This window comes from Rhizobium sp. EC-SD404, assembly GCF_902498825.1.
In the GTDB taxonomy this organism is placed as follows: domain Bacteria; phylum Pseudomonadota; class Alphaproteobacteria; order Rhizobiales; family Rhizobiaceae; genus Georhizobium.
In genome coordinates, this window is record NZ_LR701459.1 from 1385696 (window position 1) to 1405873 (window position 20178).

18 protein-coding genes and 1 riboswitch are annotated in these 20178 nt (G+C 61.7%); all 18 genes read right to left on the bottom strand.

Annotation, left to right across the window (positions count from 1 at the left end; all coding sequences use genetic code 11):
• Nucleotides 1-183: 183 nt before the first annotated feature.
• A complete protein-coding gene (locus GC125_RS07555; protein WP_502706041.1) occupies nucleotides 184-864 on the bottom strand; it encodes a response regulator in 681 nt (226 codons plus the stop codon).
• Nucleotides 864-3554, bottom strand: coding sequence for a DUF4118 domain-containing protein (locus GC125_RS07560; RefSeq protein WP_286165413.1), 2691 nt, complete (start codon nucleotides 3552-3554; stop codon nucleotides 864-866). Before GC125_RS07560 ends, GC125_RS07555 begins: the two co-directional genes overlap by 1 nt.
• A gap of 2 nt (nucleotides 3555-3556) precedes the next feature.
• Entirely contained in the window at nucleotides 3557-4141 is a 585-nt protein-coding gene (gene kdpC, locus GC125_RS07565) for a potassium-transporting ATPase subunit KdpC (RefSeq protein ID WP_151985097.1), read from the bottom strand.
• Between the two features lie 9 nt (nucleotides 4142-4150).
• Nucleotides 4151-6187, bottom strand: a complete 2037-nt coding sequence (gene kdpB / locus GC125_RS07570) for a potassium-transporting ATPase subunit KdpB (protein WP_151985099.1) — start codon at nucleotides 6185-6187, stop codon at nucleotides 4151-4153.
• 9 nt (nucleotides 6188-6196) lie between these two features.
• The gene (gene kdpA, locus GC125_RS07575; RefSeq protein ID WP_151985101.1) at nucleotides 6197-7903 is read right to left on the bottom strand and encodes a potassium-transporting ATPase subunit KdpA; all 1707 of its coding nucleotides are present in this window, start codon (nucleotides 7901-7903) and stop codon (nucleotides 6197-6199) included.
• 20 nt (nucleotides 7904-7923) lie between these two features.
• Nucleotides 7924-8013 carry a K(+)-transporting ATPase subunit F gene (kdpF, locus tag GC125_RS07580; RefSeq protein WP_151985103.1) on the bottom strand — a complete coding sequence of 30 codons (90 nt, stop codon included), beginning with the start codon at nucleotides 8011-8013 and terminating at the stop codon, nucleotides 7924-7926.
• 8 nt (nucleotides 8014-8021) lie between these two features.
• The gene (locus tag GC125_RS20230; protein WP_286165414.1) at nucleotides 8022-8153 is read right to left on the bottom strand and encodes a hypothetical protein; all 132 of its coding nucleotides are present in this window, start codon (nucleotides 8151-8153) and stop codon (nucleotides 8022-8024) included.
• Nucleotides 8154-8343: 190 nt separating this feature from the next.
• On the bottom strand, nucleotides 8344-8997 hold the full coding sequence (locus GC125_RS07585; RefSeq protein WP_151985105.1) for a class I SAM-dependent methyltransferase: 654 nt from the start codon (nucleotides 8995-8997) through the stop codon (nucleotides 8344-8346).
• A 10-nt stretch (nucleotides 8998-9007) separates the two neighbouring features.
• On the bottom strand, nucleotides 9008-9805 hold the full coding sequence (locus GC125_RS07590; protein ID WP_151985107.1) for an ABC transporter ATP-binding protein: 798 nt from the start codon (nucleotides 9803-9805) through the stop codon (nucleotides 9008-9010).
• Nucleotides 9802-10866, bottom strand: coding sequence for a FecCD family ABC transporter permease (locus GC125_RS07595; protein ID WP_151985109.1), 1065 nt, complete (start codon nucleotides 10864-10866; stop codon nucleotides 9802-9804). The genes GC125_RS07590 and GC125_RS07595 overlap by 4 nt, the downstream gene beginning before the upstream one ends.
• A complete protein-coding gene (locus tag GC125_RS07600) occupies nucleotides 10863-11876 on the bottom strand; it encodes an ABC transporter substrate-binding protein (protein WP_151985111.1) in 1014 nt (337 codons plus the stop codon). Before GC125_RS07600 ends, GC125_RS07595 begins: the two co-directional genes overlap by 4 nt.
• A gap of 129 nt (nucleotides 11877-12005) precedes the next feature.
• Nucleotides 12006-12201, bottom strand: a riboswitch (cobalamin riboswitch).
• 169 nt (nucleotides 12202-12370) lie between these two features.
• Nucleotides 12371-13072 carry a class I SAM-dependent methyltransferase gene (locus GC125_RS07605; RefSeq protein ID WP_151985113.1) on the bottom strand — a complete coding sequence of 234 codons (702 nt, stop codon included), beginning with the start codon at nucleotides 13070-13072 and terminating at the stop codon, nucleotides 12371-12373.
• 104 nt (nucleotides 13073-13176) lie between these two features.
• On the bottom strand, nucleotides 13177-14460 hold the full coding sequence (locus tag GC125_RS07610; protein ID WP_151985115.1) for a metallochaperone AztD: 1284 nt from the start codon (nucleotides 14458-14460) through the stop codon (nucleotides 13177-13179).
• Nucleotides 14461-14868: 408 nt separating this feature from the next.
• On the bottom strand, nucleotides 14869-15690 hold the full coding sequence (gene phnE / locus GC125_RS07615; RefSeq protein WP_151985117.1) for a phosphonate ABC transporter, permease protein PhnE: 822 nt from the start codon (nucleotides 15688-15690) through the stop codon (nucleotides 14869-14871).
• A gap of 10 nt (nucleotides 15691-15700) precedes the next feature.
• Nucleotides 15701-16498 carry a phosphonate ABC transporter ATP-binding protein gene (phnC, locus tag GC125_RS07620; protein ID WP_199864503.1) on the bottom strand — a complete coding sequence of 266 codons (798 nt, stop codon included), beginning with the start codon at nucleotides 16496-16498 and terminating at the stop codon, nucleotides 15701-15703.
• A 113-nt stretch (nucleotides 16499-16611) separates the two neighbouring features.
• The gene (gene phnD, locus GC125_RS07625) at nucleotides 16612-17493 is read right to left on the bottom strand and encodes a phosphate/phosphite/phosphonate ABC transporter substrate-binding protein (protein WP_151985119.1); all 882 of its coding nucleotides are present in this window, start codon (nucleotides 17491-17493) and stop codon (nucleotides 16612-16614) included.
• A 232-nt stretch (nucleotides 17494-17725) separates the two neighbouring features.
• Entirely contained in the window at nucleotides 17726-18757 is a 1032-nt protein-coding gene (locus GC125_RS07630; RefSeq protein ID WP_151985121.1) for a CNNM domain-containing protein, read from the bottom strand.
• Complete coding sequence (locus GC125_RS07635; protein WP_199864504.1) at nucleotides 18754-20127, bottom strand: hemolysin family protein; 1374 nt, start codon at nucleotides 20125-20127, stop codon at nucleotides 18754-18756. The genes GC125_RS07630 and GC125_RS07635 overlap by 4 nt, the downstream gene beginning before the upstream one ends.
• Between the last annotated feature and the right edge of the window lie 51 nt (nucleotides 20128-20178).

Genomic DNA, 20178 nt, shown 5'->3' on the forward strand with positions numbered 1-20178 from the left:
TTATGGGCAAAATTGGAATTTAGGATCACTCAGGAAGTTATATATTGAATATTCTTCAATTGAGGCTTCGATCGTCCGATGTTTGCGAGGGCTTGAAGGCAGCGGAATTTGTCGTCGACTGAGAATGGCACCACCCGGCTTTACTTCCGGCAGAGCCAAGGTTCCGACCTTCTGGCTGCCGATCTAATCCAGAAAGCGGTATCCGACACCCGGCTCGTTCAGTAGGAACCGGGGTGCGGAGGGGTCGTCACCGAGCTTGGCACGGAGGCGGCCGACAAAGACGCGCAGATATTGAAGGTCGTGCTCGTGGGCCGGCCCCCAAACATCGGCGAGCAATTGACGGTGGGTGACGATGCGGCCGGCGTTGCGCGCGAGCAAGGCGAGAAGGTCGAACTCCTTGCGCGTCAGTTTGATCGGCTCTTCGGCAAGCGTGACCTCATGGCGGGCGAGATCGATGCGCAAATCGCCTCGTACGATCTGGGGTTCAGGCACCGTTCCCGAGCCGCTGGTGCGAAGCAGCGCCCGCACGCGCGCCAAGAGTTCGGCGATGCCGAATGGCTTCACGACGTAATCGTTGGCGCCGGCGTCGAGCGCAGCCACCTTTTCTTCCTCTGCCTGGCGGACCGAGAGGATCAATATCGGCACGTCAGACCACTCGCGGATGCGTGCGATCACGGCTTTTCCGTCCATGTCCGGCAGACCGAGATCGAGGACAACGAGATCGGGGTGCGCGGTCGCTGCCCGGGCGACACCGCTTTTGCCCGAGGCTTCTTCCTCCAGGACAAATCCCTGCGCTTCGAGTGCGACCCGCAGGAACTTCCGAATCCCGGGGTCGTCCTCGATCAGAAGAATCCGCCCGGTCATCATGTCGTGTCCTCGGGTGCCTTCGAGATCGTAGGCAAGGTCAGGACCATCCGTGTTCCAGTGCCGTCCGCCTTGGCCGGCTCCGTGCGGATCGACCCGCCATGCGCCTCGATGATCCCTTTGGCGATGGCGAGCCCAAGGCCGGTACCGCCCGGTTGGCCGTCACCAGCCCGCACGCGGAAGAACATGTCGAACACGTGCGCGCGATCGGCTTCGGGGATGCCCGGTCCTTCGTCGGCGATGGCAACCGATACGAACTCGGCAGTCGCTTCGGCGGACAATGTAACCTGCGAGCCCGGCGGCGCGTATTTGGAAGCGTTGTCGAGAATGTTCATCACCACCTGCTCCAGGAGGACTGCATCGCCGGACACGTCGGGCAGCGATGCCGGCAGAGTGCGAACGACACGATGTCCGGCCAGATCGCTTTCCAGACACCGGAGCGCCCGGCCGATCACTTCGCGCAAATCGACTGGCTGTCGCGCCACCTTGAGCGCACCGTAGCCGAGCCGGGTCATGTCGAGAAGGTTCTGGACGTAGCGATTGAGGCGCTCTCCCTCGTCGCGGATGGTTTCGGCCATCGCATGCCTTCCCGCCACGCCGAGTGCTTCGTCCGCGTCGACGAGGGAGGTGGCCGCACCGATGATCGATACGAGCGGCGTCCTGAGATCGTGGCTGACAGACGACAGCAGTGCCGCACGCAGGCTCTCCGTCTCCGCCAAAAGGCGGGATTGCTCCATGTCCGAGGCGAGCTTCGTGCGTTCTATGGCGAGACCCACCTGGTCGACGAGCGAGTCAAGCAACCGGCGTTCCTCGGTCGTGATGTATTGACGGGTGCCGAACTGCACGGCCAGCAGCCCATGCACACGGTCCGCGCTCTTCATGGGAAGGAACAGCCACGTGGCTGACGGCAGGGTAGGCGAGGACCAACCGGCCGGCTCTCGCTTGTCCCAAGCCCACTCCGCTGCCCCGCGGTCGCGCGCCTCGAGCCGGTCTTCCGGCGGCATGCCGCCCACGATGGCCAGTTGTCCCGATGCGTCCGGCATCAGGATCATCGAGGAACACTGCATGGTCGAAGCGACATGCGTGACGGCGGCCCACACCACGTCGTCCAGCGAGGCAACGCTCGCGACCTTGCGGGAGAAATCGAACAGGTTGGCAGTGCGTTTTGCAATGGCGCGCTGCGTTCGAGCCTGGTCGCGGAGCCGCGCTGCCAGATTGCCCGTGACGATCGCAACGAGAAGGAAAAGGAAGAGCGTCAGAACGAGATCCTGATTGGCGATCTCGAAGGTGAAGAAGGGCTCGGTCAAAAAGAAGTTGTAGCTCAGGAATGCGAGACCGCTGGCGAAGATGGAGGGCCACAATCCAAATCGCGCTGCAACGCCCAGAACCGCGACGAGAAAGAAAAGCGAAAGGCTCTCGACCGGAAACAGGCGGTTGACGAAGATCGCGACGGCAGTGGCCGCAATCACGGAGAGTGCCGACCAGAGATAGGCTTTCGGATCGCGCTCCGAAACAAGCACCTTGCCGCGAATGACGGCCTTCCGTGCCTCGCCGGGATCGGCGGAGATGATAGTCACTTCGAAATCGTCGGCCTTGCGGATGATCTCCTCGGCGACCGTCTCGCGCGTGAACCAAGCCGTGAAGCGCCGAGGTCGCGGCCGACCGATGACGATCCGCGACACGTTGCGGCTGCGGGCGAATGCCAGGATTTCATCCGCGACGTGGCTCTCTGAATGGATGGTCGCGATGTCGGCCCCAAGCGTTTCGGCCAGCCGCAAGGTCTCGGCGATCGCGTCTTTGGCCGCATCCGGCAGGTGCTCCGATTGCGGCGTCACGACGCTCGCGGCGATCCAGTCCGTGCGCGAACGCTCCGCCATGCGTTTGGCAGCACGTACGAGCGCTTTGGACACCGGTGCCTCGTTGACGCAAACGAGGACGCGGTCCTGCGCGGGCCATGGGCCGGCAATGGCATGGCTGCGCATATGCGCAGCCATTTGCGCGTCGACGCGGTCGGCCGCCACCCGCATGGCGAGTTCGCGCAGCGCAGTCAGATTGCCTTTGGAAAAGAAGTTCTGGATGGCCCGGGCGATCTGCTCCGGCACATAGACCTTTCCTTGGCGCAGCCGCTCGATCAGTTCTTCGGGTGGGAGATCGACGAGCTCGATCTCGTCGGCGAGTTCCAGGACCTTGTCCGGCACCGTTTCACGCACCTTGACGCGCACAATGCGGGCGACGACGTCGTTGAGACTTTCGAGATGTTGGATGTTCAATGTCGAATAGACATCGATGCCGGCATCAAGGAGTTCTTCGACGTCTTGCCAGCGCTTGGCGTGACGGCTGCCCGGCACATTCGTGTGGGCCAGTTCGTCGACCAGAGCAAGGCGCGGGCGCCGGGCAAGCAGGCCGTCCAGATCCATCTCGGCCAGTGGTCGGCCGCCATAGGCGATTTCAGTACGCGGCAGGACGTCGAGACCGGCGACGAGCTGCTCGGTTTCGGCGCGACGATGGGTCTCGACGACGCCGACCACGACGTCCACGCCTTCCGACTTGCGCCTCTGGGCCGCCTCCAGCATGGCATAGGTTTTGCCGACACCGGGGGCCGCGCCCAGAAAGATCTTCAGCCGCCCACGCCCTTCCTTCCTCGCTTCCGCAAGCAGGGCTTCGGGCTCTGGGCGGCTGTCCTTGTTCACGGTCACTCGCTTTGTGGCTGCCCGAAGCGTTCTTCGAGTGCGAGATTGAGCGCCAGCACGTTGACGCGGGGCTCGCCAAGCAACCCGAACGTGCGGCCCTCGATGACAGCGTAAACGACATCCCGGATCATGGCGGGATCGGCTCCGCGTGCAGCTGCGACGCGGTCGACCTGCACCATCGCCGCCGCTGGCGAGACATGCGGATCGAGTCCGGATCCTGACGCGGTGACGAGATCGATCGGCACGCGCGTGGCACCGTTTTCGGCGCTGAGACGGGATGCGTCTGCAGTCACGCGCTCGACGAGCACCCGAGATGTCGGTCCGAGATTGCTGCCGCCGGTGGAAGACGCATCGTACCCGTCGCTGCCCGCAGCGGAGGGTCGGCCGTGGAAGTAAGCCGGGCCGGTAAAGGACTGACCGACGAGCGTCGATCCGATCACCACACCGTCCTTTTCGATCAGGCTGCCGTTTGCCTGTGTCGGAAAGAGCGCCTGTGCCGCTCCGGTCATAGCCAGTGGGTAGGCGACGCCGGTCAGAACGGTGAACAGCGCGATCATCGAGATAGCGGGTCTGATTTCCGAAAACATTGGATTACCTCACACGATGCCGACGGCGTTGACAATCATATCGATCGCCTTGATGCCGACGAAAGGAACGATCAGGCCGCCCAGGCCATAGATCAGGAGATTGCGGCGCAGCAGGCTGGCCGCCGTCGCGGGCTTGTAGGCGACCCCTCTCAAGGCAAGCGGGATCAGGGCGATGATGATCAGCGCGTTGAAGATGACGGCCGAAAGAATCGCGCTGGCGGGGCTCTCAAGCTGCATGACGTTGAGGGCGTCGAGCGCCGGATAAGCGGTCACGAACAAGGCGGGAAGAATGGCGAAGTACTTCGCCACGTCGTTGGCGACCGAAAAGGTGGTCAGCGAACCTCTAGAAATCAGCAGCTGCTTTCCGACGAGCACGATCTCGATGAGCTTGGTGGGATCGGAATCGAGATCGATGAGGTTGCCCGCCTCCTTGGCGGCCGGCGTTCCCGTGTTCATGGCCACGCCCACATCCGCCTGGGCAAGCGCCGGCGCATCGTTCGAGCCATCGCCGCACATCGCGACAAGCTTGCCTTCGGCCTGCTCCTTGCGGATCAGTTCCAGCTTTCGCTCGGGTGTGGCTTCGGCGAGGAAGTCGTCGACTCCGGCTTCGGCAGCGATGGCTGCAGCTGTCAGCGGGTTATCGCCGGTGATCATGACGGTGCGCACGCCCATTCGACGCAGTTCCGCGAAGCGCTCGCGGATACCGGGCTTCACGATGTCCTTGAGGTGAACAACGCCGAGAACCCGCTTGTCTCGGCCGACGAGCAGCGGCGTGCCGCCCGATTTTGCGATACGCTCGACGATGGTGCGCAGTTCCGGCGTGGCGGCCATGCCTGACCAAGCAAGGATCGAATCCGCCGCGCCCTTTCGAAGCTCTGTACCGTCAACCAGATCGGCGCCCGATACGCGCGTGTTCGCGGAAAATTCAATTGCTTCCGCAACTTGTTCTGTCCCTTGAACATCGCGGCCAAGTTGACTGCGTGCGAAGTCGACGATGGAGCGGCCTTCAGGCGTTTCGTCAGAGAGCGAAGCAAGCAGTGCCGCTTCGGCGAGGTCTTTTGCGCTCACGCCCGGCAGCGGCTCGAAGGCATCCGCCATGCGGGCACCGAACGTGATCGTACCGGTCTTGTCCAGGAGCAGGACATCCACGTCGCCGGCCGCTTCAACCGCGCGTCCGGACTTGGCGATCACGTTCGCCTTCACCAGCCGGTCCATGCCGGCAATGCCGATCGCCGAGAGAAGCCCACCGATCGTTGTCGGGATGAGCGTGACGAGCAGCGCTACGAGGAACACGACCGGGATCAGCGTTCCAGAATAAGCGGTAAAAGGCTGCAGAGTGACCACGACGATCAGGAAGATGATCGTCATGCCGGCAAGCAGGATGTTGAGCGCGATTTCGTTCGGTGTCTTCTGGCGCTGCGCGCCTTCGACCATCGCAATCATCCTGTCGAGGAAGCTCTCGCCCGGCTTGGCCGTGACGCGAACCTTGATCCAGTCGGAAACCACACGCGTGCCGCCGGTGACGGCTGACCGGTCGCCTCCGGCCTCGCGGATAACCGGTGCCGACTCGCCGGTAATGGCGCTTTCGTCGACCGAGGCGATGCCCTCGACGATCTCGCCGTCGGCGGGCACGATGTCGTTGACTTCGACCAGCACGAAGTCGCCCGGCTTCAATCCGTGGCTCGAGACGGCCACGTGATCGGCCGCATCGATTGTGGCAAGCTTCTTCGCCGGCGTTTCGCTCTGCGTGCCGCGAAGGCTGTCCGCCCGCGCTTTGCCTCGGCCTTCAGCGACGGCCTCTGCGAAATTTGCAAAATAGACCGTGAACCACAACCAGGCTGCGATCTGGCCGGTGACGGCAAGGCTTTGGCCGGCGGTGACGAGATCGCGAAGGAAGATGAGCGTCGAGAGAGCCGCGACCACTTCGGTGACGAACATCACCGGGTTCCTGGCCATGATCCGTGGGTCGAGTTTGGCGAGTGCGGCTCGAAACGCGGGCCGCGCTATCTGCCAGTCAAGAACGGAAGTGTCCTGTTTGTTGCGCATAAGAATGCCTCAGAAGGTTTCGCCGGCGAGCATCGAGACGTTCTCGGCAATCGGCCCCAGCGCCAGCGCCGGGAAGAAGGTCAGCCCGCCGAGGATCAGGATCACGGCGACGAGCAGGGTGACGAAAAGCGGGCCATGCGTCGGGAAGGTGCCGCTCGACGCCGACGCGGATTTCTTGGCGGCCAGCGAGCCTGCAACTGCCAGCATCGGCACGATGTAGAAGAAGCGGCCGAGCAGCATCGCGATGCCCTGCATCGTGTTGTGATAGGGCACGTTGGCGCCGAAGCCGGCAAATGCAGAGCCGTTGTTTCCGGTTGCGGACGAGTAGGCGTAAAGGATCTCCGACAGTCCGTGCGGACCCGTATCCTGCACCGACGACAGGGCAATCGGCAGCACGGCCGCGAGCGCACCAAGTCCGAGCACGCCGACCGGCATCACCAGAAAAGCGATGACCGAGAGCTTCACCTCGCGCGCTTCGATCTTCTTGCCGAGATATTCCGGCGTTCGGCCGACCATCAGGCCAGCAAGGAAGACGGTCAGCACCACGAAGGACAGCATGCCGTAGAGGCCGGAACCGACACCTCCGAACACGACTTCGCCCACCTGCATCAGCAGCATAGGCGCCAGGGCACCGAGTGGCATGAAGCTGTCGTGCATGGAATTCACGGAGCCGTTCGAGGCTGCGGTCGTTGCCGTTGCCCAGAGCGCGGAGTTACCTACGCCGAAGCGAACCTCCTTGCCTTCCATGTTCCCGGCCGCCTGGTCCACCGGCAGCGACGTAAAGGCCGGATTGCCGGCAATTTCAGAGCTGTAGGTGAGCGCAAGAGCCCCGATGAAGAGGATGCCCATCGCCGCAAAGATCGCGATGCCCTGGCGCATGTCGCGCACCATGCGGCCGAACATGAAACAGAAGGCGGCCGGGATGAGCAGGACCGCGATCATCTCCACAAAATTGGAGAACGGGGTCGGGTTCTCATAGGGAACCGCCGAGTTGGCATTCCAAAAGCCGCCGCCATTGGTACCCAGTTGCTTGATCGCGATCTGCGAGGCGGCTGGCCCTTGCGCTATCGTCTGCTGCGCACCTTCCAGCGTCGACACTGAAACGGAGGCCATGAAATTCTGCGGCACACCCTGCCAGACGAGGAACAGCGTCATGAGGATCGACAGCGGCAGGAGCACGTACAAGACGCTGCGGGTCAGATCGACCCAGAAATTGCCGAGCGTCTTCTGCTCACGGGCGAAGAAGCCGCGGATGATCGCCGCGCAAACGGCCATGCCAACACCCGCCGACACGAAGTTCTGCACCGCAAGTCCAACCATCTGGCTGAAGTACGACATGGTCGTCTCGCCGCCATAGGCCTGCCAATTGGTGTTCGTGATGAAGGAGACGGCCGTGTTGAAGGCGAGGTCGGGCGACAGCGGCCCAAAACCCTGCGGATTGAAAGGCAGCAGGTGCTGCATGCGCAGCATCGCGTAGAGAACCGCGAAGGAGCCGAGGCTGAAAGCCAGGACGGCAAGGGCATAGCGAGTCCAATGCTGGCCCTGGTCTGCCTTGATGCCCGCGATGGCGTAGAAGCCGCGCTCAAGTGGAGCGAGTACCGGCGACAAGAATGTCGCTCGGCCTTCGTAAAGACGGGCAATGTAGAGGCCCAGAGGCCAAGCGAGCGATGTCAGTATCGCGGCATAGAGCGCGAATTGAAGGAGGTCGGGTGTCATGAGAGATGTCCTGTCTTCGCTCAGAACCGTTCCGGCCGGGCGAGCGCGTAGACCAGATAGACGAGAAGAAGAATGGCAACGGCGCCGCCGATAATGAGGTCCAAGGTCATACCGGGCCTCAGAGACGTTCGAGCAGGCGTACGGAGGCCGCCGCGGCGAGGAAAAAGCCGCCAGCAAGTGCGAGGTAGAGAAGGTCGAGCATGGGACGCTCCAGTGTTGCAGGAGCGTCCTGTCTATTGCCGCGTGCCATCAATGGGCGATGCGTGATCAGACCCTTCGGCATAAACGGCGCATAAACAGCCGGAGCCTCGATGCGTACAACGATCGCAATATCGCGATGCCGAAGGTCGCACGGCTCTGACAGCCGTGCATCCAAGGTATCCACGGTTAGAGCGTGGGGCATGATTGCCGATGGAAGAGCGGGGTGCTTGGACCGACGTCTACGAACGCACGGCTGAGATCGCAAAGAAGGGCGGCGATCCCATGGCCTGGTATGGAGGCTCTTCGAACTGCGCCGAAAAATCGCGAATCTCACTGAAGCCGGCTGCATGCAGCATGGCGCTTATTTCGTCCAGCTTGATCCCGGCATGTCGTGGCAGCCTGCTCGCCGTCCGGGCATCGTAGTCGGCGCGGTTGGTGGCCTGCGCCCAGTCGGCGTCGGTCACGAAGAGAGTTCCGCCGGCGCACAATCCGTGGCGGGCGATCGAGAGCACCTTCTCGGGATCCGCGACTGTCCAAAGAACATTGCGGAGGGTGACAGCGTCGAATGAGCCAGGCTCAATCTCGGCCTCCTCGATCTGCGCATGGACAAATGCTATGTCCACAGATCGGCTTTCGGCCTCCCTTCGGGCAACGTTGAGCATTCCTTCGGAACCATCGATCGCCGTTACCCGGTGACCAAGCTCGGCAGCGATGATGGCGCAGGCGCCTGTCCCGGTTCCCAAGTCAAGCATCCTCAGCCCGGTTCGGTTTCCAAGTGCCTCCGCAACAACGCGCTTCCACACTTCATGATGGCGCACATGCGAGGCGCGTCCGTCGAATGCGTCGGCGACGCGGGTCCAGTATCTGCTTACGGCGTCGTTCACGGTTTCCATAGGTGTCGTCCTACGCGGGCATGCTGATGAAGCGTTGGTTGTCGGTGGCGAGGGGCGAAAATCTCATCGTGATCTGTCGATCGTGTGGATCTTCGATGAAGCGCACATCCACCCGAAAGACCTCTCGGATCAATTCAGGTGTCAGGACGTCACGCGGGCGGCCGAGCGCGGCGCGTGCACCGCCTTGCAGAACACAGATGCGGTCGCAGCCCATTGCCTGATTGAGGTCGTGCATCGCGATGATGCTTGTGACAGCGAGCTGCTTCATCAGCCGAAGGATGCCAAGCTGGTGCTCGATGTCCAGATGGTTCGTGGGTTCGTCGAGCAGAAGAAGGCTCGGCTGTTGCGCGAGAGCACGTGCGATATGAAGCCGCTGTCTTTCGCCACCCGAAAGAGTTTGCCATTCACGGTCGGACAATTCCTGCATGCCGACCTGACTCAAGGAACGCTCGACGACGAGATCGTCTGCTCCCGACCAGCTTTGCAGGGCCGATAGCCATGGCGTCCGGCCCAGTTCCACCGCGTCGCGGGCGGTCATGCGTTCGGATGTGTCGGCCATCTGTTCGACGAATGCGACCTTCTGGGCAATCTCGCGCCGCGAATAGGATTTGAGCGGCTTGCCATCGAGTTCGATCGTTCCGTGTGACGGCACGAGCATGCCGGCCAGCAATCGCAGCAATGTGGACTTGCCCGAACCGTTCGGACCGACCAGACCCAGGGTCTCACCAGGAACGATGTCGAGATCGATGTCCGAAACAATCCGGGTGGCACGAATGCGCCACCAAAGCTCACGTGCCGAATGCATCATGCCGATCTCCGCGACCGGACAAGGATGATGGCGAAGGCCGGCGCTCCCACAAGCGCGGTGACCACCCCGATCGGCAGAACCTGGCCGGGCACGATCACCCTTGAAACGATGTCTGCCAGCACCAGGAACAGCCCGCCGGTAATTGCCGAAACCGGCAAGAGGCGTCCGTGCCGAACCCCGACGAGAAAACGGGCGGCGTGTGGGATGACAAGGCCGACAAAGCCGATCGATCCAACGATGCTCACCATCGTCGCCGTCATGAGAGCCACGGTGCCAACCAGCATGATCTGAATGCGGCGTACCGGTACGCCGAGCGAGGCCGCCGATTCCGAGCCGAATGCGAATGCATCGAGGGCGCGGCGGTGCCAGCAGCAGAAGAGTATCCCAAAGAGCGCCACTGGAAATGCCAGCTGGACGTCCGGCCAACGCACCGAACTCAAATTGCCGAGCAGCCAAAACGTGATGCCGCGGACCTGCTCTGCGCTTGCGGAATGCGCGATGACGAATGAGGTGATCGCGTTGAAAAGCTGAGAGCCCGCGACGCCCGCCAAGATGATCAAGCCGGTGGCTCGTTGTGCAGCGCCGCCACCCGCGGCCTGGGCCAGGATTGCTACGAAAGCGAAGGCGAGAATGGCGCCCATGAAGGCGCCAAGCGAGATGGAGATGAGGCCTGCCCCCAGGCCAGCGACCATAACCCCCACGGCGCCTGTGGATGCGCCGGCGGAAATACCCAGGATGTAAGGATCGGCAAGCGCGTTGCGCAGAAGGCTCTGCAGCACGAGACCCGAAACGGCGAGCGCCGCGCCACAACAGAGCGCCACGATCGCACGCGTCAGCCGGTAGTTCCAGATGATGCCCTCGTCGATCGGCGGCACGGCATAGCCTCCGCCAGCCAGGCGATTGGCCAGGGTGGCGAAAACGCTGCCAAGCGAGATGGGCGTTTCCCCGATAGCCGTCCCGGCCAGGATGGCGGCCAGCATCAGCACGATCGCCCCCGAAGTCAGCAGAGCAATGCTGCCGCCGCTCCATGAACGTCGCCCGCCGGCCGCCAGAAGCCTCATTGCGCGAGACCTGCGTTTTCGAGGCCATCCGCCATCGCTTCCAAGCCTTCGAACATGCGGACCGATGCATGGACGGCATGGGCGTCGACGATGATGATCCGATCGTTCTTGACCGCGGTCATCTGGCTCGTGACAGGATCCGATTTCAGGAACTCGAGCTTGCTTTCGAAATCATCCGCCGCGTAACGCCGCCTGTCCATGCGGGCGATCATGATGACATCTGGGTCAGCGCGAGCGATCGTCTCCCAGCCGACCGTGGGCCATTCCTCCTTCGATTCCACAACGTTCGTCATTCCGAGCGTCGCCATCATGGAGGCAGGGATGCCGCGTTGCCCGGCCACGAAGGGATCGGAACCTGCCTCGACGCTGGAGAACCAGAATACGCCACTGACATCGCCAAGTCCGAGTTGCTCTGCGCGGGCGGTGGCAGCTTCCTGGCGCTGCTTCAGTTCAGCGGTCAGAGTTTCTCCACGATCTTCGATATCGAAGATCGTGGCCAGTTCGGCGATCGCTTCATAGACGGTCTCGACATCGAAACTGTCGCTTCTTACACCGTCGCCAACAGAGTTATCCTTTCCGACGCAGTCAGCCGGCATCACGTAGGTCTCAACGCCCAGCTCGTGAAACTGTTCGCGCGTGGCGACGCCGCCTTGCTCGCCGACCTGGCTTGAAAACTGCGCCACAACGAGTTCCGGTTGCGTGGATAAGACGCTTTCGAAACTGGGCTCATTGTCCGCAAGTCTTGGAATTTTCGCGTCTGTCTCAGCAAATTCGCCGCTGATGTCATTGAACCAGACCGAAGTTCCCTGAACGGTTTCGGCGAGGCCAAGCGCGTAGAGCATTTCGGTGGCGGACTGGCCGACGGCGACCGAGCGTTTGGGTGCTTCATCGAAAGTGAGTGTATGCCCGCAGTTTTCGATCTGCAGCGGATAGTCCGTCGCGTTTGCTGATATGGACGCCGAAAGGATCGCGACGGAAATGACCGCCACGGCGAGAGAAACGTTGTTCATTTGGATCGACCCCGATCTGTGTTGAAGAGACGGGAATCCGGCTGAGGACGATGTGATTGAAAGTTGGCTCGGCGCAATCGGCCTGTGGCTGCAAACACACGACTTCCCCTCCGGACACCCCGCCGGCGTTAACGTTCAAGCGTGTCGGTAGGTCTCCTGACTGACGGGTCGCTGCACACCCCTTCCTTCCCAGATCAACCGATCCAGTGGATTTTTGGGGGAGTACTCGCCGCCTACAGTTGCGGGGGCAGTTTCGTTTGACGACCGAGGTCGCCTGCGAATTCCCTGTTATTTCCTTTCGGAAACCGACACCGACAGCGGTAACTCAATCGTCCCGCGTGCACAATGCTGAAACAGAGACACTCTTGATCACGATCGGTCCGACGCCAACGGGATGGGACGAAGCCGATGCAATCGATAGAGCCGAAGCGTTCATGAACTTCCTGAGAGCCGCGATCGCGCAGCATATCGATCATGTCGATCAACAGGGTCCGTCATTTGGTTGAGTACCAGCCGTGGACAAGAAACGTCTGAAAGAATTGGATGGGTGGATTGAAGCCTGTTTCTTGAAGAAGCTGCTCGGTCGCTTCGGGCGACAACAGGCTGAGTTCGTTGCGGAGGATCATGGGCAAATTGCGCAGGGCTTCCGGAGTGGCACCCATCAATGCCTGTATTCGCGCCCAGTCCCTCAGCATGGGCGGGAAGTCAGCTGCTTCCAGATCGGCACTGATTTCCGTGCTGACAAAATACCCACTGCTCCTGAGGCGGTCATAGACGTTTCGATAGAAGTTCGGTCGATCATCGCGAGATATGAAATGCGCGACCATGACCGTGACGATGGCGTCGAACCCCTTATCGGCCGGCACGTCATCGATGTATCCGGTGATCAGTTCGCACCGGTCGAGCAGGCCGGCACTCGTCAGCTTCTCGCGGCACACCGCGAGCATTTCGGCCGATGGATCGACACCGACAAAGCGCCAATCCGCGTGAGATCGAGCCAGCGACAGTATTTCCGCGCCGGTTCCGACTCCGATACAGAGAATGCGCGCGTCGGATGGCAGGTCGTCCAGAACCAGCCGAATGGCAAAATGCATACCGGCGCTGAGTTCGCCGAGCTCGCTGTTACGCTCATCATAGCGGCGTGCCAGCTCGCTGCTGAAAAAGCTCTCTGCTGCGGGTGTGTGAGGATTGGGCATTTTGAAATTCTTTCATCCAGGAAATGACGAGCCACTCTGTGCTGTGAGCAGCTCAATACAGCCGGAGCGCCCGGCCTATTGACCGAGCGCAAATGGAGCAGCCCTCAATCGTGGCTGTGGTTCTCGTGTCCGGATGTATCGCGCGCTTCGTCGCCATCCTCATCGTGAACGACGCCGCTGCCACCGACGATAACAATGTTGTAGGGCGTGCCCTCGACAGCGACTGTTTCGATCTCATCAAGCGTGTCCTTCGCGATGCGGCGAACCAGACCCTCGTTCGGGTCCGTCATCACGATCTCGTCGCCTGCCATTGCCAGGCGCGGCCGCGGATCGTTCCAGTGGCCGTCCATGGAGTAAGGCGATGTGATCCGTGCGCTGTTGGAGATGCTGGCATCCAGAACGTCGATCTGATGCAGCGTCCCATCTTCCGTCAGAACGTAGCCATATCGGACATTCACAGGATCGAGCACGAAATCGATTCGGCGGAAGGGCAGCTCGACGTACCGGAAATGCGGTTCATCGGCGGGATCGACGACGACAAGCCCATCGGCGCCGTAATTGCCGAGAAAGGCTTGCATGCTCCTGGCGCCGAGAAGCGTCCCGGTGCTCTCACCTGCCGGCAGGTCTTCCGGATACGCAAGCATCTCGAATACAGGCCCGGCCGCACTTGCCGTTACCGTCAGAATGCCTTCATCGCACCCTGCGGCCAAGTACTCGCCTGAGAAGGCCTCGCCATGAATTGCCGTGCAGGTGGCGACGTCGCCGATGGCAGTGCCATCCTCGTCGACCTGCTGAAGGCCGATACGCGCAGGCGCCGCATCCCCTTCGCCGGGGGCGTCCGAGGCAACAGTCGTCACCCAGTCTCGACCCACTGGAGCGACGAATCCGTGGTGAGCACGCGCCTGTGTAATGCGAGTGGTTTCCAGCTCGCCCTGGGACAATTCATGCGCGTCGATGATTTCGGCGAAGCCGCCCCGGTCGAAATTGATGACGATCTTGCCGTCATGATCGATTACGTGAAAGGGGCGGGGGCCGGTCAGGGTCGCTTCGACGGCGACGGGATCCGCGATTTCAATGTCGGAATGCTCCCCGTGGGAATGGAGCGAGATACCGCTCCTTATAAAGTGGACTGCGTCATCATCCGACTGGACTGCAACGACGGCTGCTCCGTCGTCCGCTCCGTAGAGTTTGGCCTGACCTGTGGTCTCGAACGTCCAGCGGTTGTCCGCCTTGCTCAAATCAAATGCGGTGACCCTAGGGGCGGAATGATCGCCGACAAACACGCGGTAAAAGGTGACATCGCCGGTATCATGCCCTTCGTCTTGCGCCAGAGCGCCGGTCGTCAAGATCAGTGCGACCCCGGATGCGTAGGCGATCGATCGTAGCATTATTGTCTCCTTGCGATTGAACGGATGGATGGTTTCGGGGCCGTCCGAGCGTCGAAGTCTTTGAATGAGGCAAGCACAGAACCATCGCCCGTCATCCCACCAGCCGAAGGCAAAGACGGCCGCCGCATGGACAAGCCGGTCCGTCGGCACCCTGATAGCCATTTACGTAACGATATTACATTCGTCAATGGAAAAGTAATGTTATCACATATCGCGGCGTGAGCCGGGCTTGTGGCGGCATCAAGCCGCCGCTTCGCATCGCGCCGTACAAGCGCCCACGCGTCGACAGAGTTAGGCTAGGTCATGTTGATTGGCTGTCGGCCAGCCGAGTGTCAGTTCGACTTGCGAGCGATTTCAGGCGGGTCGTTTCAAGTCTATCGAGCGCTCGACGCGCTTGTTCGGCGCGAACTAGATCACGCGGCGTCGGATCACCGCGGAAATTTGCTCGAAGCCCACCACGACGACCAGTATGACGATGATGATTGCTGCTGCCTCATCGAAGTTGAAAAGCCGCATGGACGAGGACAGCTCGACCCCGATGCCGCCTGCGCCGACGAGGCCGAGCGTGACGGCCGAACGGATGGCTTTCTCAACCGCATAAAGGCTTGTGCCGGTCATAGATGCCAGCGTTTCCGGCACGATGGCACCGAAGATGACGGACAGGCGGCCACCGCCCGTTGCCGTCAGCGCTTCCGAAGGTCCCGGACGCACCTCTTCGATCCGCTCCGAGAAGAAGCGTGCGCAGAACCCGATCGTGTCGACCACGATCGCCAGGATACCTGCGAGCGGTCCAAGACCCACGGCCACAACGAAGATCAGCGCCCAGATCAGATCCGGGATCGTGCGCATCGTGGCGATCACCAGTTGCGTCACCGGCCGCACCAGCCGGTGAGGCGTCGTGTTCGATGATGCCAGAAGAGCGAAAGGCACACTGAGAACGACACCGACGGCGACGCCCACGATCGCCATGTTCAGCGTTTCAAGCATCGCATAGGCGATCACATCGAGCTTCGTGAAATCCGGCGGCATCGACAGCGCGATGAAGCGGCCGAGATTGACGACACCGCGCATCAGGCGCTCCGGTGTGATCCCGGCCAGCAGAACCCCTTGAATGAAGAACGCCGCAAAAGCGATCACGACGACGAATGCAAAAGCTGACGGCCGCTGAAAGCGCGGCGGCGCTGCGGGCCGGATGTCGGAAGCACTGGTGTGCAGGTCGGTCGTCGTCATGCCCTTGATCCTATTCCGCTGCCTGCCGGACGGCTGAGGGTGCGCTGGTCGCCACATCCGTCCGGTAGAGCGATTCAAGTTCGGACATGGGAATGGTGTCCGTCGGTGCGTCGATCACGACGCGCCCGGCCTTCATGCCGATGATCCGTCGGCCGAACTCCCTGGCGAGGTCGAGCTGGTGCAGCGTGCAGAGGACCGTCAGGCGTTCTTCCGAAACGATGCGAAAAAGGAGTTCCAGCACTTCGCGCCCGGCTTTTGGATCGAGACTGGCGATCGGCTCATCGGCGATCACGATCGTCGGCCGTTGCATCAACATCCGTGCAATGGCCACGCGCTGCTGCTGGCCGCCTGAAAGCGCACTGGCGCGAGAGGGCGCCTTGTCAGCCAAGCCGACGCGCTCCAAGCAGTGCATCGCGCGGTCGCGCTCGGCCTGTGGCGCGAATGCCGAGAGTGAATTGATCAGTCCGCCGCCTGGACGTCCGAGCGCTCCAAACAGCACGTTTTGGAAGACAGATACGTTGCCGACGAGATTGAACTGCTGAAAGACGTAACCGAGTTCCCTGCGCACGGTCTTGAGCTTGACGCCGGAGACCGTTGATACGTCCGTGCCATGCACCCGGACGCTGCCGGATTCGAAAGGTGTCAGCCGGTTGAGACAGCGCAGCATCGTGGACTTGCCGCAGCCATTGGCGCCGAGCAGAACGACACCTTCGCCCTGCGCCAGCGTGAAATCGACGCCGCGAAGAACGGTCACGTCTCCGTAGCTCTTCTTCAAGCCTTCGACTTCAAGCGCTGCAACCATGGTCATGTCCAATAATCGGAGACGCGTCCTCGGGCCCGGCCGCAGCCGGAGCCCAAAGACGCGTTCGATGGTGTTTTAGAAAGGCCCAGCAGCGCGCTGCCGTGCCTTAACGCGGAGGATCAGTTCAGCTCGATGCCGGCAGCTTCGTAGGCTTCGCGGACGATGTCGTAGTCGGCAGCCGTCATATCGAAGGTCAGGCTGGCATCGTTGTCGAGAAACTTGTCGTTGTTGCGCGGCGTCTCGATAAGGGCGGTCCAAAGCGCATCGGCATTGGCAGAAAGCACTTCGCGAAGCGCCGTCTTGCAGGCCTCATCGAGCGTTCCACGCATGATGATCGGATCGCCGGGCAGGACATCGCTCTTGGCGATGACGCGGTATTCGAAATCGGGATCGAAGGCCGTCACGTCGTCGATGTCGCGGTTTCCGCCGCCCATGGCTGCAACGTCGCCATTGACCAACGCCGCAACGCGGGCGTCGCCTGCCATCACGATTTCGAGGTCACGGTCGAGATCGAGACCGGCGGAGACGAGCATCTGGCTCGGGAAGATGTGACCGGACGTGGATCCGACATCCTTGAGCGCAACGCGCTTGCCGCGCAGGTCCTCAAGCGACTGCACGTCGCTGTCCGCCGGGACGAAGAAGCTCGTGCCGTAGTGAGGGCGGTTGATGGAGAAGAGAATTTCGATATCCGGCGTGCGCTCGGCGAAGAGAACGAACTCCGACGGGCCGGCGAAGACCAGGTCGACTTCGTCGAACTGCAAGGCGGTGCCTGCGGCCGTACGGTTGGAAAGGCCAAACATCTCAAGCTCGACGCCCGAAAACTCCTGAAATTTTTCGGCAAACGGACCGAAAGCCTCTGCCAGGCCACCCATGCCTTCGATGCCGGTGTCAGCCATGCGCAGCGACGCCGGGCAGACGTCTGCTGCGGTCTGGGCAGCCGACATCTGCGTCGTACCAACGAGTGCGGTTGCGGCAACAGCCGCCGCGTAGAACATCTTCATAGTTCAAATCCCCTGTGAAACCCCTTGTGGTGGTTGGGGTCTCCCATCCGGGCGTTACACGGCGGTGACAGTTGGATGACGGTTTTATGAATGCCGTGGCGCCCGGTTTTCGTGCCGTTGCGCCTGACCAACGGACACATGGAGCATGCAGCCAGCCATGCCGGACGCTGGTATCTGGTCACGATCCGCGTCTGGACAACCAACTAAAAACCGGCAGGCAGAACCTTTAACCTCAGGCTGCCGCAGCGCTCTTGGAGCGCTCATCGTCGGGGAGAACATGCTTGAGGATGTCGGCCAGCGAAACGACACCGCTGACGGCGTTGTCTTGCATGACGACCGCAAGCTGCACGCTCTTGGCGCGCATCCTCGTCAGCGCTTCATAGACCGGCGTGTCCGCATCGAGCTTGAAGGCCGGCCGGGCGCAATCCTTGGCCTGAACGTCATCCTGAAGCAGGAGGGTGTCACGCACATGCACGACCCACGGATGGCCGCCGCTGGCGTCCAGAACCAGGATCCGCATGTGTCCCGAATCGAGCGCGGCAGCGCGGATCTGTGCGACCGTGGCCGTCGGTGGGACGTGTGTCGTCGGGCCGGGAGAAAGCAGCTCTTTCACCGGGATGGTGCCGAGATTGATAAGACCGGAGAGTTGGCGCTGTAGTTGCGGCTCCAGCGTTCCGACTTTCGCCGAGTGTTCGACCAACTGCCTGATCGTTGCGCTGTCCTGTCCTCCGACGGCAGCGCTTTCCACCGGTTCCACTCCGCTCGCGCGCACCAGACCGTTGGCGAGATAGTTCACCCAGGACAAAAGTGGCCGCAACGGCCAGATATAGGCGCGCGAGATAACGCCGATCGCCATCACGGATGTTTCGGGATGGGCGATGGCCCATGATTTCGGTGCCATCTCACCCACCACGAGATGCAAGAACGTGACGAAAAACATGGAGAGTGCGAACGCTGCGCCGCCGGCGACCCATTCGGGAAGGCCAACTGAAATCAGGGTCGGCCCGAGCCAGGCGTCGACGGCAGGCTTCGTTATCGCACCAAGCGCAAACGTGCAGACGGTGATGCCCAGTTGCGCGCCGGCCAGCATCAAGGTCAGATCATTCATGCCTCTCAGTGCCGCCCGGGCTGATCTGCTCGACAGCGCACGCTCTTCCAGTCGATGACGGCGTGCTCCGAGCAGCGCAAACTCGATGATGACAAAAAAGGCGCTCAGAGCAATCAGCGCGATCGTGGCGAGCGTGACGAGCAACGGGTCGGTCATTGATCGTTCTCCTCAGTCACCTGCTCGACAAGGCGCACGCGCACCTCCGTCGGAACATGGCGCTCCACGCGCAGGACATCGATCTCGAGTCGCCGACTGACCACCTGGCCCGCAGCGAGCTCTGACGTATCCGTCGGCAATTGGATCTCGACCATGTCGCCCTCGGCTGGCAACGATCCCCGCTCCTCGATCACCAGCCCAGCAACCGTCTCGACGTCGGTTTCCGGCAGATCGAAACCTATTGCACGAGCGACCTCGTCGAGATGGACGTCCCCGTCCATTGTCCAGGTGTTGTCGCCGGTCGAGATCACCGCATCGCCGATGCCGTCATCGTGCTCGTCGGTGATCTCCCCGACGATCTCCATCGCAATGTCTTCGATGGTCAAAAGGCCGGCGAAACCGCCATACTCGTCGATGACGCACGCAAGCTGGCTGTTGTTGTTGCGAAGTGCACTGAGCGCATCGGGAAGCGACATCACTGTCGGGATGACCGTGACAGGGCTCATGATATCCGAAACGACCGTGTCGCCATTCGATTGCTGTATATGACCCAGCAGATCAGCAAGCTGCACAAACCCGACCGGCGCATCCTCATCGTCGATGACCGGATACCGCGTATGCGCTCCGGCCATGAGCTGGCGGACGTCGTCCAAGGTGGCCTCGGGCCGCACCCAATCGACCTGCGAACGCGGAATCATTGCATGTTCCACGTCCTGTTGCGGAAAATCGAGGATGCGGTCCATCATCAGAGACAATTCAACGGGGATGTCGCCGCTGTCTCGCGAGTCCGCGATAATGTGGGGCAGGTCTTCAGCGGAGGCGCTGACATCGAGGTCGTGCACGGGCTCGATGCGCAGGGCGCGCAAGAATAGGTTGGCGGATTTGTCGAAAAAGCCGATCAGCCATCCGAACACGGTGAGATAGATCAGCGTGGAGCGGGCGAGGCTTCGGGCGAGGGGGTCTGGGTTCGCGATGGCCAGGTTCTTGGGATAGAGCTCGCCGAAGATCATCTGGATGATCGTTGCAAGAACCAGTGCTGCAATGGTCCCGCCCGCAACGCCCACCTCAGTCGGAACACCCACGCCTCCGAGAAGGGCACCGAGCGAGCGTCCGACAAGCGGTTCGGCCACATAACCAACCAGAAGGCCCGTAACGGTGATTCCGAGCTGCGCTCCGGACAGCATGAAGCTGGTTCGCTTCGTGACTTCCAGCGCGCACTTTGCGGCGGCATCGCCTTCGGCTGCCCGTGCTGCCAGCCGTGTCCGATCGACCGCCATGTAGGCGAATTCCTGGGCCACGAAGTAGCCATTGGCGGCGATGATGGCGAGAATCACGATGATCCCGACCAGCAACAGCAAAAGCGCTTCCATCAGCTGTCCGATCCCCTGCGTACAAACGGGGTGTGAACGAGCCGTCGCTGA